The following is a 14,843-nucleotide window of genomic DNA, read 5'->3' on the forward strand; positions in this document are numbered from 1 at the left end:
TGTGCGGCGGGGCATTGGTGGAGCCGCCGATGGCGGCATTGACCACGATGGCATCGAGGAAGGCCTCGCGCGTGAGGATGGCCGAGGGACGCAGGTCTTCATAGGCCATGCCGACGATGCGGCGACCGGTTTCATAGGCCATCTGGCCGCGTTCGCGATAGGGGGCGGGGATGGCCGAACAGCCGGTGAGCGACATGCCCAGCGCCTCGGCCATGGCGTTCATGGTGGAGGCGGTGCCCATGGTGTTGCAGTGGCCGGAGGAGGGGGCCGATGCGGCGGCGATCTCCAGGAATTTCTCGTTGTCGATGCTGCCTGCCGAGAGCAGCTTGCGGCCCTTCCAGATGGCCGATCCGGAGCCGACCAGTTCGCCATCCATCCAGCCGTCCAGCATGGGGCCGCCGGAAAGCACGATGGCCGGGATATCGACGGTGGCCGCCGCCATGATCTGCGAGGGCGTGGTCTTGTCGCAGCCGGTGGTGAGCACCACGGCATCGATGGGGTAGCCATGCAGGATTTCCACCAGGCCCAGGTAGGCCAGGTTGCGGTCGATGGCGGCGGTCGGACGGCGGCAGTTCTCGAAGATCGGATGCAGCGGGAATTCCATGGGAATGCCGCCCGCATCGCGGATGCCATCGCGCACCCGCTTGGCCAGCTCCAGGTGGATGCGGTTGCAGGGGCTGATGTCGCTGCCGCTCTGGGCGATGCCGATGATGGGACGGCCCGAGCGCAATTCTTCGGCGGTGATGCCGTAGTTCATGAAGCGCTCCAGGTAGAGCGCCGTCATGTCGATGTGGTCCGGATTGTCGAACCAGTCCTGAGAGCGGAAGCGGCGGGGTGTGGCGTGTGGCTTGTTCATGGATTCCTCTGGGCCGAAAGGCGTGTGGATAAGTTACGCGCCCAGCCAGCCGGCATCGACGTAGTACTCGCGGCCGGTGCACTTGGCACCGCTGTCGGAGGACAGGAACAGCGCGAGCGCCGCGACATCATGCGGATCGACACGGACCGGCAGGCATTGCGCAGCCAGGATTTTCGCCTCTTCTTCGGGGGTGTGCCAGAGCAGCGTCTGGCGCGGGGTGCGGATGGCCCCCGGGATGATGGCATTGACGCGCACGCCATCGCGGCCGAAGTCGCGCGCCATGCCGTGGGTCATGCCTTCGATGCCGGCCTTGGCGGTCATGTACAGCGTCAGGTCGGGCAGGCCCAGGTGCCATGAGATCGAACCGAAATTGAGGATCACCCCGCCCTTGCGTTCCCGCATGCCCGGCAGCACCGCCTGGGCGCAGAAGAACTGGTGGCGCAGGTTCACGGCCAGGCGTTCATCCCAGTAGGCGGGGGTGACGTCTTCGCTCTTGTGGCGGTCATCATTGGCGGCGTTGTTGATGAGGATGTCGACGCCGCCCATGACGGTCTCGATCTCGGTGAAGGTGGCGCGCAGGGCTTCCAGGTTCATCAGGTTGCAGGGGAAGAAGCGCGGTGCCACGGCGGCATCCTTGAGCGAGGCCACCAGTGCCTCCGAGGGTTCGGTGGCGATATCGAGGAAGCACACCTGCGCCCCTTGCCCGACGAAGGCTTCCACCAGCGCCGCACCGATGCCGCTGCCGCCGCCGGTGATGACGACCCGCTTGCCGGCGAGGCTGCGATAGAGGGCGTGTTCGAAGACGGTGGGGGTAGCTGCGGTCATGCTTGATGCTCCAGAGGATAGGATGGGCCGCAGATGCGGCCCGGAAATGATATAAACAATTTGTTCAGTGTTGCGCTCAGCGGCCCGAACGGGTACTCACATCGACCCACACCGCCAGCACCAGGATGCTGCCCTTGACGATCATCTGCCAGTAGGTGCCCACGTCCAGCATGGACATGCCGTTGTCGAGGCTGGCCATCACCAGTGCACCGATGAGCGCGCCATAGATGGTGCCGGAGCCGCCGCGCATGGACGTGCCGCCGATGAAGCAGGCTGCAATCGCATCGAGTTCGCCCATGTTGCCCGCCGACGGCGAGCCTGCAGCCAGGCGGGCGGTATTGACCAGACCGGCCAGCGCGCACATCAGGCCCATGATGCCGAACACCCACAGCTTGACGGCCTGCACGTTCACGCCCGACAGGCGGGTGGCTTCCATGTTGCTGCCCACCGAATAGATGCGGCGGCCGAACACGGTCTGCGTGCTCACGTAGCTGAACAGGCCCAGCAGTCCCAGCAACAGCAGCACCGGCACGGGGATGCCGTCATAGCTGTTGAGCGTGCGCACGAAGGCCAGCAGTACCGCACCGATGACCAGCACCTTGAGACCATCGCGCCAGAGGGCTGCCAGCGGCAGGCCGTGACGGCTGCGGTTGACGCGGCTCATCCACGTGAGCGCCACCGCCAGCACGAACAAGGCGATGCCCAGCGCCACGCCGATCTGTGGCGGCAGGTAGCCCTGGCCCAGATAGACCATGTTGTCCGACACCGGCGCAATGGTGAGGCCGCCGGTAATGCCCAGCAGGATGCCGCGGAAGGCCAGCATGCCGCCCAGACCGACGATGAAGGAGGGAATGCCGAGGTAAGCGGTCAGGTAGCCGTTCAGCAAGCCGAGCCCCAGGCCGAAGCCCAGCGCCAGTACCAGGTTCAGCGCCAGCGGCAGGTGATGGCTCACGTCCAGCAGCGCGGCGATGCCGCCCAGCAGGCCCAGCAGCGAACCCACCGAGAGGTCGATTTCACCGGCGATGATGACCAGCACCATGCCGCAGGCGAGGATGCCGGTCACCGACATCTGGCGCAGCAGGTTCGACAGGTTGCGGGGCGTGAGGAAACCGCCATCGGTCATGAAGCTGAAGAAGCCCCAGATGATGGCGATGGCGATCAATAGCGCGATGATCTTGTAGCGGCGAAACACCAGCTTCAGGTTGGCCATGCCGCCTGCTCCACCCATGGCAGCGCCGCTGGCGCTACTCAGATTGCTTGTAGTCATACCGAATTCACCTTGTGATGTTGTATCAGACCGCCACCGCGCGTGGGGACGCTTGCGGGACGGGCTGGTTGATGGCAGCGGCCAGCACGGTTTCCTGGCTCAGGTTGTCGTTGACGAAGTCGCCGCGCAGTTTGCCTTCGCCGATGACCAGTACGCGATCCGACACGCCCAGCACTTCGGCCAGTTCCGAGGACACCATGATGATGGCCAGGCCCAGCTTGGCCAGCTCCGAAATGAGCCGGTAGATCTCGGCCTTGGCCCCGACGTCCACGCCGCGCGTGGGTTCGTCCAAAATTAATACTTTGGGTTGGGCCAGCAGCATCTTGGAGAGCACCGCCTTCTGCTGGTTGCCACCCGAGAGTCCGGTGATGGGCAGGAAGGGCGAGGCAGTCTTCACGCGCAGGCGGCTGATCTCGCCCTGGATGGTCTTCAGTTCGGCGCTGCTGTCGATGCGGGTGCCGCGCGAGAAGCGGTTGAGCACGGTCAGGGTGATGTTCTGGCCCACATCCAGGTCCGGCACGATGCCATGGTGCTTGCGGTCTTCCGGCACCATGCACAGGCCCTGGCGGATGGACTTCAGGGGCGAGCCGGTATCGGCCGGCTTGCCTTCGAGCAGCACCTGCCCCTCGTAACGTCCGCGATAGGCGCCGAAGATGGCCGAGACCAGTTCGGTGCGTCCTGCACCTACCAGTCCGGCAATGCCCAGGATCTCGCCCCGGCGCACCGAAAAGGAGACATCATCGACGCGCTTGCGGCGCGGATTGTCGATGTCGTAGCAGGTGATGTTGCGTGCTTCCAGCACCACTTCGCCGATGGCGTGATTGCGCTCCGGGTACATGGCGGTGATTTCGCGGCCGACCATCTGGGTGATGATCTTGTCCACATCCATGTCCTGCATGGGGGTGGTGGCGATGTGCTTGCCATCGCGGATCACCGAAATGGTGTCGCAGATCTCGGCCACTTCGTCGAGCTTGTGCGAGATGTAGACGCAGGCCACGCCGCGCGCCTTGAGGTCCTTGATGATCTTCAACAGCACCGCGATTTCCGAGGCGGTCAGCGACGACGAGGGTTCGTCCAGGATCAGCAGGCGCGCATCCTTGTTGAGCGCCTTGGCGATTTCCACCAGCTGCTGGTGGCCGCCGCCATATTGCGAGACCGGCAGGGCCACGTTGATGTCGGGCATGTTCAGCTCGCGCATCAGTTCTTCGGCGCGGCGATACATGGCGGGGTAGTTCATGCGGCCACCGGGCAGGGTGATCTCGTGGCCCATGAAGATGTTCTCGGCCACTGACAGCTCGGGCACCAGCATCAGTTCCTGGTGGATGATGACGATGCCGGCGGCTTCGGTGTCGCGCACCGAATGGGCCTGCAGCGGCTTGCCGTCCCACAGGATTTCGCCATCCCAGGTGCCATGGGGATAGACGCCGGAGAGGATCTTCATCAGCGTGGATTTGCCCGCGCCGTTTTCACCGCACAGGCCCACGCATTCGCCGGGGCGGATCTTGATGTCGATGCCGTCCAGGGCACGCACACCGCCAAAGCTCTTGACGATGCCTTTCATTTCTAACAGATACTCGGACATGCCTGTTCTTTCCAAGAAGCCTCTGGAGCCTGCGCCCGGCGGCCTTGCCGGGGGCGCAGAAAGCGACGCCGGCTACCGTTGCGGCAGCCGGCGTTCGTCACTCAGGAATCAACGGCCGTCGATCTGGGCCTGGGTGTAGAAGCCGTCATCGACCAGGACCTTGACGTTTTCCTTGGTCAGCAGGATGGGCTTCAGCAGCAGGCTGTCGACCTTCTTGAAGCCATTGTCATACTGGGCGTTGTAGGTCGGCTTCTCGTTGCGGGCCAGTTGCACGGACAGGTTGGCCGCTTCGGTGGCGATCTGCTTCAGGGGCTTGTAGACGGTCATGGTCTGGGTACCGGCTACCACGCGCTTGACGGCGGCCAGGTCGGCATCCTGGCCCGAGACCGGCACCTTGCCGGCCAGCTTCTGGGCTGCCAGGGCCTGGATCGCGCCACCGGCGGTGCCGTCGTTGGAAGCCACGATGGCGTCGATCTTGTTGTTGTTGGCCGTCAGTGCATTCTCGACGATGGACAGGGCTTCGGTCGGGTTCCATTCCTTGACCCATTGCTGGCCGACGATCTTGATGTCGCCCTTGTCGATGTAGGGCTTCAGGGCCTTCATCTGGCCTTCGCGGAACATCTTGGCGTTGTTGTCGGTGGGCGAGCCGCCCAGCAGGAAGAAGTTGCCCTTGTTCTTGACCTTCAGGATGCCCTCGGCCTGCATTTCACCGACCTTCTCGTTGTCGAAGGAGATGTAGGCATCGACGTCGGCATTCAGGATCAGGCGGTCATAGGACAGCACCTTGATGCCGGCCTTCTTGGCTTCCTTGATGGTGTTGGTCAGGACCGTGGCGTTGAAGGGGACGATCACGATCACGTCCACGCCGCGCGAGATCAGGTTCTCGATCTGGGAGATCTGGCGTTGCTCGCTGGCATCGGCCGATTGCACATAGACCTTGGCGCCCAGCTTTTCAGCGGCGGCGGTGAAGAAGTCGCGGTCGCGCGCCCAGCGCTCCACGCGCAGGTCATCGATGGAAAAACCGATCTTGGGATTCTTGGCGTCGGCCATGGCGCTGCCGGCCACCATGGACAGGGTGGTCACGGTCATCAGCGCCAATACGGTCTTCTTCAGCATTGCCTTCATAGTCCAGTCTCCGATTTGAATTGAATTTGAATTGATTATGATTTTTGAAGCGGCGTGACCGGGTGGAACCGGTGGCCCGTTTTGGGACAATCGCTTCCAATGGCGCGTGGGGCCGAGCTTGTCAGGAATGGTCTACGCCGCATGATGGTGCGAGGGGGATACTAGCCCCGGGCCAATCCCCTCTACAATTACGAAATTCACCAAACGGCTTAGTGATTCTTTTTGTTGCAGGAGCACATATCCGTCATTTCGACGATGGCTCGCTACAATTCGACGAATACAAGAACGGCGCGCCTGACGACGCCGGCAACCAGGAGACACAGCGTGGCAAAAACCCCCACGGTGCACCGGATTGCGTTGCTCTTCAATGGCAACAAGATCTTCGATCGGGAAATCATTTCCGGCATCGGCGAATACATCAGCAGCACCCGTGCCTCCTGGGACTTGTACCTGGAGGAGGATTTCCGCTGCCGCCCGCAGGGTATCGAGCGCTGGGCCGGGCACGGCATCATTGCCGACTTCGATGATCCGGTGACGACCGCCGCGCTGGAAGGCGTGCAGCTGCCGGTGGTGGCCATCGGCGGCTCCTATGCCGACCCTTCGCAATATCCGGCCAACCGGCCCTATGTAGCCACCGACAACTACAAGATGGTCAAGCTGGCCTACGACCACCTGATCGAAGCCGGCCTGCAGCATTTCGCCCTGTACAGCTTGCCCGAGTCGCCCTGCAATCGCTGGGCGCAGGAGCGCGAGCGCATCTTCACCGACCTCACCGGTGCTGATGGCATCACCGGACACATCTATCGCGGCGTGGGCACCAGCGCGCAATCGTGGGATGCCGCCGTGGAGCAGCAGATCGCGTGGGTGCGCAGCCTGCCCAAACCGGTGGGCATCATCGCCGTCACCGACGCGCGGGCGCGGCAGTTGCTGCAGGCCTGCCTGTTCGCCGGCATTGCGGTGCCGGAGCAGGTGGCGCTGATCGGCATCGACAATGATCCGCTGGCTCGCGTGTTGACGCGCATCCCCTTGAGTTCGGTGATCCAGGGCAGCGTGGAGATGGGCCGCACCGCTGCGCACCTGCTGCACCAGATGCTGCATGGGGCGCGCTTTCCGGACACGCGCATCATGGTGCCGCCGGTCGGCATCAACGTGCTGGCCTCCAGCCGCCACGAGGTGCGCAATCATCCGCACGTGATGCAGGCGCTGCACTTCATCCGCCAGTACGCCTGCCAGGGCATCAAGACTGACCAGGTGGCCGATTACGTGGGCATTTCACGCTCGTCGCTGGAATGGTATTTCCGCCGCGAGCTCGGCCGCAGCGTTCATGATGAAATCCTGCGCTTCAAGCTGGAAGCCGCCAAGCGCATGCTGGAGCAGGCCGGCAGCCATGCGGCCGAGATCGCCGTCAGCTGCGGCTTCACCACCGTGCAATACCTGCACGCCGTCTTCAAACGCGAACTGGGCTGCACGCCCAGGGAGTACCAGGAACAATTCGCCGCCGGACTGGAGCGCTCGGCTGCACCGTCCGCCCCTGCCGTCCGGCCCAAGAAGAAAACCACGGGCCCCTCCCTTCTTACCACCACAAAATGACGCACTTCACCCTCTCCCACACCACTTCTGCGGACGGCATCCGTCTCTACGCTTTGCGCAACCACACCGGCATGCGCGTGACCATCAGCGACCTGGGGGCCACCATGGTCAACTGGTGGGCACCCGATCGCTATGGCCGCGAGGCCGACGTCCTGCTGGGCTTTGAGCGGGTCGAGCAATACACGAACAACCCGGCGTATTTCGGCGCCATCGTCGGGCGCTGGGGCAACCGCATCGCGGGCGGCCGTTTCGAACTCGACGGCGTGGCGCACCAGGTCGATTGCAATGAAGGCCAGAACCACCTGCACGGCGGCCGCGAAGGTTTCCATGCCCAGCGCTGGCAGGTGCAGCCCGATCCGGAAGGCCTGCGCCTGATGCTGGTCTCGCCGGCCGGGCAGGCGGGTTTTCCGGGCACGGTGATGGCGTCGGTGCTGTACCGCCTGGATGACGAGGGCCAGTTGCGCATCGATTACACCGCCACCAGCGATGCGGCCACGCCCATCAACCTGACCTCGCATGCGTATTTCAACCTCAATGGTGGCACCTCCGACATCCGCGACCACATCATCGCCATCGAGGCCGATGGCTACCTGCAGGTCGATGCCAAGCTGATTCCTGAGGGCCGCGCCGATGTGGCCGGCAGTGCGTTTGATTTCCGCCAGCCGGCCCCCATCGGTCCGCGCCTGGACTGGCCCGATCCGCAACTGAAGCTGGCCGGTGGCTTCGACCATTGCTATTGCCTGCGCAGCGAACACGAACCGCAGCCGGGCCAGAGCCGCGTGGCGCAGACCCTGCGCGAAGTGGCCAGCGTCTACGAGCCGGGGTCGGGGCGTGAATTGCGCGTCTCCACCACCGAGACCGGGCTGCAGTTCTACAGCGGCAATTTCCTGTCCGGCGTACAGGGTCGGGGCGAGCAGCCGTATGCCATCCATGATGGCTTCTGCCTGGAGGCGCAGTCCTATCCGGACCAGGTCAACACGCCGCTGCGCGAAGCGGTGATCCTGCGGCCGGGGCAGGTGTATCGGCAGACTACCGTGTATCGCTTGGGGGTGCGGGACTAAACTGCACCGTGAGAACGTATTGAAAATTTTTTAGAAAGCGGCGTTACCTTCGCCCTTGCCGCTGACATCTCTTCTTTCCCTCCTTAGCCTCCCCGGAAACGGCGCTGTTGAGTACAGCGCCGTTTCCATCTCCCCATCTGCATATCTGTTGTATTTGCGCCCAGCGTCCGCTGGTGGGTCGTCTCGCTCAAACGCGGGACTTGCCGTGGGGCTTTCGTTCAAATAACCTAACGGTTAGGTTTATGAAAATCTGTTCGCACAAGGGCTTGCGCGTTTCGGTCTTTACTCGTAACGAGCACTGTCCGCCGCACGTGCACGTGGGTAATGGGCGCTGGGATGCCCGGTTTCGCTTCAGCTTCTGGCACAACGGCGTTGCTTTGTGGGACGTGAATCCACTATGGATTGCTCCGGCGGCATCGCTGCTGGAAGAGCTGAGACAAGTGATTGAGCAGCCGGTGAATCTGAGGCTGGCTCGCCAGCGCTGGTGGCTGAGCCGACAGTCGGTTTGCCTTGATCATCAACACTGGGACAAGGATAGTGAAGAGGTGGTGAGTCCCAGCCTATGGCGAAGAAATGCCGTCGCGATCCTCTGGGCACGCTACGTGCCATTGCGCGACCGGACCGAATTGCAACTTGCGGGACAAGCACGTCCCTTGGAGATCGAACTATGACGATCAAAGCAAAGAAGCGTGACAATTCTCCCGTCACCGACGAAGTTCTGGAGCACGCCATTGCTTTGGGCCAGCAGCGACGACGTTCCAGTTTGCAGGCCGTCGAGGTAACGTATATGCCCGGTCTCGAATCTCTGGCGATCTGTTTTGCCGACAAAACTGGCATCCTGCTTCCCATCGACAACTATCCGGAGTTCGCTGCGTTGAGCGTAGCTGAATTGCGGCGGATCGAGATCGGCTACGCCGGCAGTGCCCTGTGTCTTGAGGAACGGGACCTGCATGTCTCCATTGAAGGACTGGTTGCGTCCAGCCCTTCTCTGATGAAGTTGGCAACCACTGTTGCCGCAGCCCGCAACGGCAGCCGCAGCAGCGAGGCCAAGATTCTGGCCGTACGCGAAAATGGCCGGAAAGGCGGAAGGCCACGCAAGCTGACCGACGCCAGCTAGCCCGGACGACCTGCACGCCGTTGCGCTCAACCTGAGCGCTTGCGTGTTTTCGACATTTTCCTTCATCTCCCGACGAGAATTCATTAGCTCGTCTAATATCCCCATTAAGCCCGGCTCAGCTAATCAGTCCCCGCGTGATGCGCCATCATGCGGGGATATTGTTTAGTGTCGCCTTGCTGCGTCCTTCACTTCCCCTCCAGAGCGCCCGTCCGCGCTGGCTTGCGTTCTCAACCCCGATGGCAGGAACCATGGAACTCCAGATCAACGACAAGACTTACCAGATCACCTCCGATGCCGAGACCCCCCTGCTGTGGGTGATCCGCGATGAACTCGGCATGACCGGCACCAAATATGGCTGCGGCCTGGCCCAGTGCGGGGCCTGTTCCGTGATGGTCGATGGCGAGGTGCTGCGCTCCTGCGTCATGCCCGTCGGCGCCATGGCCGGACGCAAGGTCACCACCATTGAGGCGGTCACCGCCGATCCGGTCGGCCAGAAAGTGGTCGATGCCTGGGTCCGGCACCAGGTGCCGCAATGCGGCTATTGCCAGTCCGGCCAGGTGATGGCTGCGACCGCCTTGCTGAAACAGGTGGCCCAGCCCAGCGACGAACAGATCGTCGGCGCCATGGTCAACCTCTGCCGCTGCGGCACCTACAACGCCATCAAGGCCGCCATGCATGAGCTTTCCGGCGGTACCGGCGCACCTGCCGCCGCTGCTGCGTCTACCACGCCCACCGCACCCGTCGCTGCCGACGGCATGAACAAGGCCGCCGTCGCCGCTGCCGCCGTGGTCGGCGTGGGGGCCGTCGCCGCCATCCAGTGGAGCAAGACCCAGAAGGCCAAGGCCGGCAAGGAGCAAGCATGAACCAGCCGCATGATCTTCCCCTGAACGAATTGCCGCCGGACGGTGAGCCGGTCAATGTCTCGCGCCGCCGCTTCCTGCTGGCCTCGGCCGGCACCGCCGCCGGTTCGCTGGTGGTCGGCTTCACCTTGCCGGCCGGCAATGCCCGTGCCCAGGCCAATGCTGCGCCGGCAGCGCCCGGCACGCGCGTGCCGGCCTTCCTGGAAATCCGTCCCGACAACAGCATCCACCTGCAAAGTCCCTTCGTCGAAGGCGGGCAGGGCATCTTCACGGCCATGGCGCAGATCGTCGGCGAAGAACTCGATGCCGACCCCGCACGTTTCGTGGTCCACAACGCGCCCGCCAATGACCAGTACAAGGTGATGGACATCGGCATCCGCATCACCGGCGGCAGCATGTCGGTGCGCACCAGCTATCCGACCATGCGGCGTGTGGGTGCACTGGCGCGCCACCTGCTGCTGCAGGCGGCCGCCAATCAATGGCAGGTGCCGCTGGAAAGCCTCACCACCGAGCCCGGCCGTGTCATGCATGCGGCCAGTGGCCGGTCGATCAGTTATGGCGAACTCGCGCCCAAGGCGCTGGACCTGCCCAATCCGCCGCTGGAGACCATCAAGCTCAAGGACGACAAACAATTCCGCTGGATCGGCAAGCCGCTGGCCCGGCTCGACGTGCTGGACAAATCCACGGGCCGCGCGCAATACGGCATCGACACGCAAGTCGAGAACATGCTGCAGGCCGCCGTGCAACACGCACCGCGCCTGGGCCTGGAGGTCGGCAGCATCCGCAATGAAGCCGAGGTACGCAAGATGACCGGCGTGCATTCGGTGCATCGCCTGCCGGGCGCTGTCGCCGTGGTGGCCGAGCGCTGGTGGAATGCCAAGCGTGCAGTGGAAGCGCTGCAGGTGGACTGGAGCGATCCCGGCCCGGCACCGGATCGCCGCTATGTGCCGGCCGACTTTTCCACCGAAGGGTTTGCCGAGCAGTTGGCCAAGTCCACTGCCGCCGTCGATGAAGCCGAGACCGAAGGCGATGTGGCCAAGGCCCTGGCCGGTGCCAAGACCGTGGTGCAAGCCAGCTACCGCAGCCAGTACCTCAATCATGCCCAGCTGGAACCGCCTTCGGCCACGGCCCGCTTCAACGCCGATGGCACGCTGGAGATGTGGCTCCCCAACCAGGCACCGGAAATGTTCCAGGCCGCCATCGCCAAGCAGACCGGATTGCCTGCGGAGAAGATCACCATCCATTCGCCCTTGCTGGGCGGCTTCTTCGGCCGGCACTTCCTGTACGAGACGGCCATGCCCTTCCCGCAGGCGATCCAGCTGGCCAAGGCCGTGGGCCGCCCGGTCAAGGTGATCTGGAGCCGCGAAGAAGAATTCGCCCGCGACACCATGCGCCCGATGGCGGTAGTGCAGTTCCGTGCCGGCCTTGATGACAAGGGTTTCCCCATCGCCATCGAGGCCATCAGCGCCACCGAAGGGCCGACCGAATCGATTGCCAACAAGCGCAACAAGATCGACCCCACTGCGCTGGAAGGATTGGCCGGCAAGTCCTATCAGTTTGCCCACAAGCGCGTCGGCCAGCGTTTTGTGAAGAATCCGCCCATCGTCGGTTACTGGCGCTCGGTCGGCAATTCGATGAATGACTTTTTCTACGAAGCCTTCCTCGACGAAATCGCCGACAAGGGCGGCCAGGATCCGCTTGATGTGCGCCTGCGCCTGCTGCAGGGCAACGATCGCCTGACCACGCTGCTCAAGGCGGCCGTGGATCTCTCCGGCGGATGGAAGCGGGGCCCCTTCACCGCCCCCGACGGCACGCGCCGCGCGCGCGGTGTGGCCATGGCCAAAGCCTTCGGTACCGAAACCGCTGCCATTGCCGAAGTCTCCATCGAGAACGGCCAGGTGCGCGTGCATGACATCTGGGAAGCCATCGATCCGGGCCGCATCGTCAACCCGGCCATTGTCGAGGCCCAGGTCAACGGAGCCGTCACGCTGGGCTTGTCGCAGGTGCTGCTGGAAGAAGTGGTCTACAAGGAAGGCGCACGGGTGGCCCGCAATTACGATCTCTATCCCATCCTGCCGCCGCAGCGCATGGCGCGCGTGCACGTCAAGATCATCGAGAGCGGGGCCAAGATGGGCGGCATCGGCGAACCGCCCCTGCCGGCCGTGCCGCCGGCGGTGGCCAATGCGGTCTCGCACCTGACCGGCCAGCGCATTCGCAGCATGCCGCTGTCGCATTACACCTTCAAGGCCTGATGGCAGACTGACGCATCCATGACTGATCAAAAAAACGGCAAGCTGCGCGTCTTCCTGCTGATCCTCGCCGCGCTGCTGATCGCCGCAGCCTGGGTCGCCCTGCGCACTCCGGCCTCGCCCTTCGACAGCGCAGCTGCGCCGCCGCCTCCCTCCGCCGCGCTGATCCAGCGCGGCGAGTATGTAGCGCGCCAGGCCGATTGCGTGGCCTGCCACAGCACCCCCAAGAGCAAGCCCTTCGCCGGTGGCCTGGAGATGGCCACTCCGCTCGGTGCCATCTACGCCACCAACATCACGCCCGACCGCGGCAGCGGCATCGGTGACTACAGCCTGGCCGAATTCGACCGCGCGCTGCGTCACGGTGTGGCACGCGATGGGCACCGGCTCTATCCGGCCATGCCCTATCCGTCCTACGCCAAGATGTCGGATGAGGATGTGAGCGCGCTCTATGCCTACTTCATGCATGGCGTGAAGCCGGTGGTGCAGGCCAACCAGGAGAGCGACATCCCGTGGCCGCTCAACATGCGCTGGCCGCTGGCGTTCTGGAACCTGGCCTTTACCAGCCCGCATCCCTACCAGCCCGATCCGAAACAGGATGCCCTCTGGAATCGCGGTGCCTATCTGGTGCAGGGCGCGGGCCACTGCGGCAGCTGCCACACGCCGCGCGGCGTGGCGATGAACGAGAAGGGGCTCGATGGCGGCCATCCGCTGTACCTGTCCGGCGCGCTGCTCGATGGCTGGTATGCCCCCAGCCTGCGCGGCGACGTCAACACCGGCATCGGACGCTGGAGTGAAGCCGAGGTCGTGCAATTCCTCAAGACCGGCCGCAACCAGCACGCGGTGGTGTTCGGTTCCATGGCCGATGCCTTCAACAACTCCACGCAATTCATGAGCGACCAGGACCTGCAGGCCATCGCCCGTTACCTGAAGTCGCTGCCGGGCGATCCCAAGCGCGATGGTGATCCGTGGAAATACGATAACGGCACCACCACCGCCCTGGCCGCACAACGCCTGGACAGCCCCGCTGCACGCACCTACATGGCCAAGTGCGCGGCCTGCCATGCGGTCGATGGACGCGGGCGTGCGCCGTGGATTCCGCCGCTGGCCGGTGCCGTCTCCTCGCTGGCCAAGGAGGATGCATCGGCCATCAACGTGACCTTGAATGGCTCGGTGCGCGTGGTGGCTGATGGCGTACCGGATTCGTATCGCATGCCGCCCTTCCGCAGCCAGTTGAGCGATGCCGAGATTGCCGACGTGCTCAGCTTCATTCGCAGCAGCTGGGGCAATCATGGCGGTGCGGTCAAGGTGGACGACGTCAAGACTCTGCGCGACCGTACCAATCCGGCCAGCAGCAATCCCATCGTGTTGCAGATGCGCTGAATCGTTTTTTCATGAAGTCCCGTTCGGACCGCTGACCTTTGCAGGCAGCGGTCCTTTTTTCATGACGGGAGGAAAGAGGAAAAGCTGGCGCGAAGGATGAAAACTTAGAACGCAGTACCGGCCGTCTTCATCGCCGCCACCGAATGCACCGGCGTCAAGGCCACGCCATTCTTGACGGCCAGCACCTCGGCCATCACGCTCACCGCGATCTCGGAAGGCGTCTTGCTGCCGATATAGAGCCCGATGGGCCCGCGCAGGCGCGCCAGGCTTTCTTCGGTCTGCTCGAAGTGGGTGATCAAGCGGTCCTTGCGCGCGGCACTATTGCGGCGCGAACCGATGGCACCGACATAGAAGGCGGGACTGGCCACCGCTTCCAGCAGTGCCAGGTCATCCAGCTTGGGATCGTGGGTGAGGGCGATGACGCAGCTGCGCTGATCGGGACGGAAATCCAGCACCGCATCATCGGGCATATCGGTGACGATGCGCACGCCCTCCACCGACCAGCTGCCCAGGTATTCCGAACGCGGATCGCAGATCGTCACCGCAAAGCCGTTGAAGAGCGCCATCGTCGCCAGGTATTCGGCCAGCATGCCGGCACCGATCAGCAGCATCCGGTAATCCGGCCCCATGGTATGGCGCAGCGTATTGCCATCGAACAGCAGTTCGGCCGGTGACTCGCTGACCTCGATGCGGCTGCTGCCATCATGGCAATCGACGCGGCGACAGACCAGCTGGCCACGTTCCAGCGTACTCACCAGTTCGTCCAGCATGCCCGCCGGGGGATCGAATTCGAGCAGCAGCGCCAGCGTACCGCCGCAGGGCAGGCCGAAGCGATGCGCTTCATCGGCATCGATGCCGTAGCGCACCTGTTGCGGTGATCCTGCCTGGCCCCATGTGGCGGGGCGCTGGCGCAGGGACTGGAACAGCAGGT

The 14,843-nt window shown here is 63.8% G+C and carries 13 protein-coding genes; 7 read left to right on the forward strand and 6 right to left on the reverse strand.

What is annotated here, in order from left to right:
• The 5 genes from B3873_RS21505 to xylF all read right to left on the reverse strand — a co-directional run.
• Window positions 1-856: dihydroxy-acid dehydratase (locus B3873_RS21505; RefSeq protein WP_286868954.1), on the reverse strand; the 856-nt coding region annotated here is incomplete at its 3' end.
• 33 nt (window positions 857-889) lie between these two features.
• Complete coding sequence (locus B3873_RS21510; RefSeq protein ID WP_034330287.1) at window positions 890-1,681, reverse strand: SDR family NAD(P)-dependent oxidoreductase; 792 nt, start codon at window positions 1,679-1,681, stop codon at window positions 890-892.
• A gap of 76 nt (window positions 1,682-1,757) precedes the next feature.
• A complete protein-coding gene (locus tag B3873_RS21515) occupies window positions 1,758-2,948 on the reverse strand; it encodes a sugar ABC transporter permease (protein WP_205703722.1) in 1,191 nt (396 codons plus the stop codon).
• Between the two features lie 25 nt (window positions 2,949-2,973).
• A complete protein-coding gene (gene xylG, locus B3873_RS21520) occupies window positions 2,974-4,530 on the reverse strand; it encodes a D-xylose ABC transporter ATP-binding protein (protein ID WP_039783177.1) in 1,557 nt (518 codons plus the stop codon).
• Window positions 4,531-4,638: 108 nt separating this feature from the next.
• Window positions 4,639-5,655, reverse strand: coding sequence for a D-xylose ABC transporter substrate-binding protein (gene xylF, locus B3873_RS21525; protein ID WP_034330283.1), 1,017 nt, complete (start codon window positions 5,653-5,655; stop codon window positions 4,639-4,641).
• Window positions 5,656-5,979: 324 nt separating this feature from the next.
• On the opposite strand from xylF, the gene B3873_RS21530 reads away from it, so the two are divergent.
• From B3873_RS21530 to B3873_RS21560, 7 genes are all read left to right on the forward strand, one after another.
• Window positions 5,980-7,245, forward strand: a complete 1,266-nt coding sequence (locus B3873_RS21530; RefSeq protein ID WP_039783179.1) for a XylR family transcriptional regulator — start codon at window positions 5,980-5,982, stop codon at window positions 7,243-7,245.
• Complete coding sequence (locus B3873_RS21535; RefSeq protein ID WP_286868961.1) at window positions 7,242-8,306, forward strand: aldose epimerase family protein; 1,065 nt, start codon at window positions 7,242-7,244, stop codon at window positions 8,304-8,306. The genes B3873_RS21530 and B3873_RS21535 overlap by 4 nt, the downstream gene beginning before the upstream one ends.
• A gap of 242 nt (window positions 8,307-8,548) precedes the next feature.
• Window positions 8,549-8,977 carry a DUF4160 domain-containing protein gene (locus B3873_RS21540; RefSeq protein WP_121040991.1) on the forward strand — a complete coding sequence of 143 codons (429 nt, stop codon included), beginning with the start codon at window positions 8,549-8,551 and terminating at the stop codon, window positions 8,975-8,977.
• Window positions 8,974-9,423, forward strand: a complete 450-nt coding sequence (locus B3873_RS21545; RefSeq protein ID WP_286868965.1) for a DUF2442 domain-containing protein — start codon at window positions 8,974-8,976, stop codon at window positions 9,421-9,423. The genes B3873_RS21540 and B3873_RS21545 overlap by 4 nt, the downstream gene beginning before the upstream one ends.
• Before the next feature lie 248 nt (window positions 9,424-9,671).
• Window positions 9,672-10,286, forward strand: coding sequence for a (2Fe-2S)-binding protein (locus B3873_RS21550; RefSeq protein ID WP_286868967.1), 615 nt, complete (start codon window positions 9,672-9,674; stop codon window positions 10,284-10,286).
• On the forward strand, window positions 10,283-12,535 hold the full coding sequence (locus B3873_RS21555; protein ID WP_286868970.1) for a xanthine dehydrogenase family protein molybdopterin-binding subunit: 2,253 nt from the start codon (window positions 10,283-10,285) through the stop codon (window positions 12,533-12,535). The genes B3873_RS21550 and B3873_RS21555 overlap by 4 nt, the downstream gene beginning before the upstream one ends.
• Window positions 12,536-12,553: 18 nt before the next feature.
• Window positions 12,554-13,912 (forward strand): c-type cytochrome, encoded by a 1,359-nt coding sequence (locus B3873_RS21560; RefSeq protein ID WP_286868973.1) that lies wholly within the window; start codon window positions 12,554-12,556, stop codon window positions 13,910-13,912.
• Between the two features lie 104 nt (window positions 13,913-14,016).
• Here the strand turns inward: B3873_RS21560 and B3873_RS21565 are convergent.
• Window positions 14,017-14,843: XdhC family protein (locus B3873_RS21565; RefSeq protein ID WP_286868974.1), on the reverse strand; the 827-nt coding region annotated here is incomplete at its 5' end.

The organism is Herbaspirillum sp. UBA812 (genome assembly GCF_002296545.1).
GTDB lineage: Bacteria > Pseudomonadota > Gammaproteobacteria > Burkholderiales > Burkholderiaceae_D > Herbaspirillum > Herbaspirillum huttiense.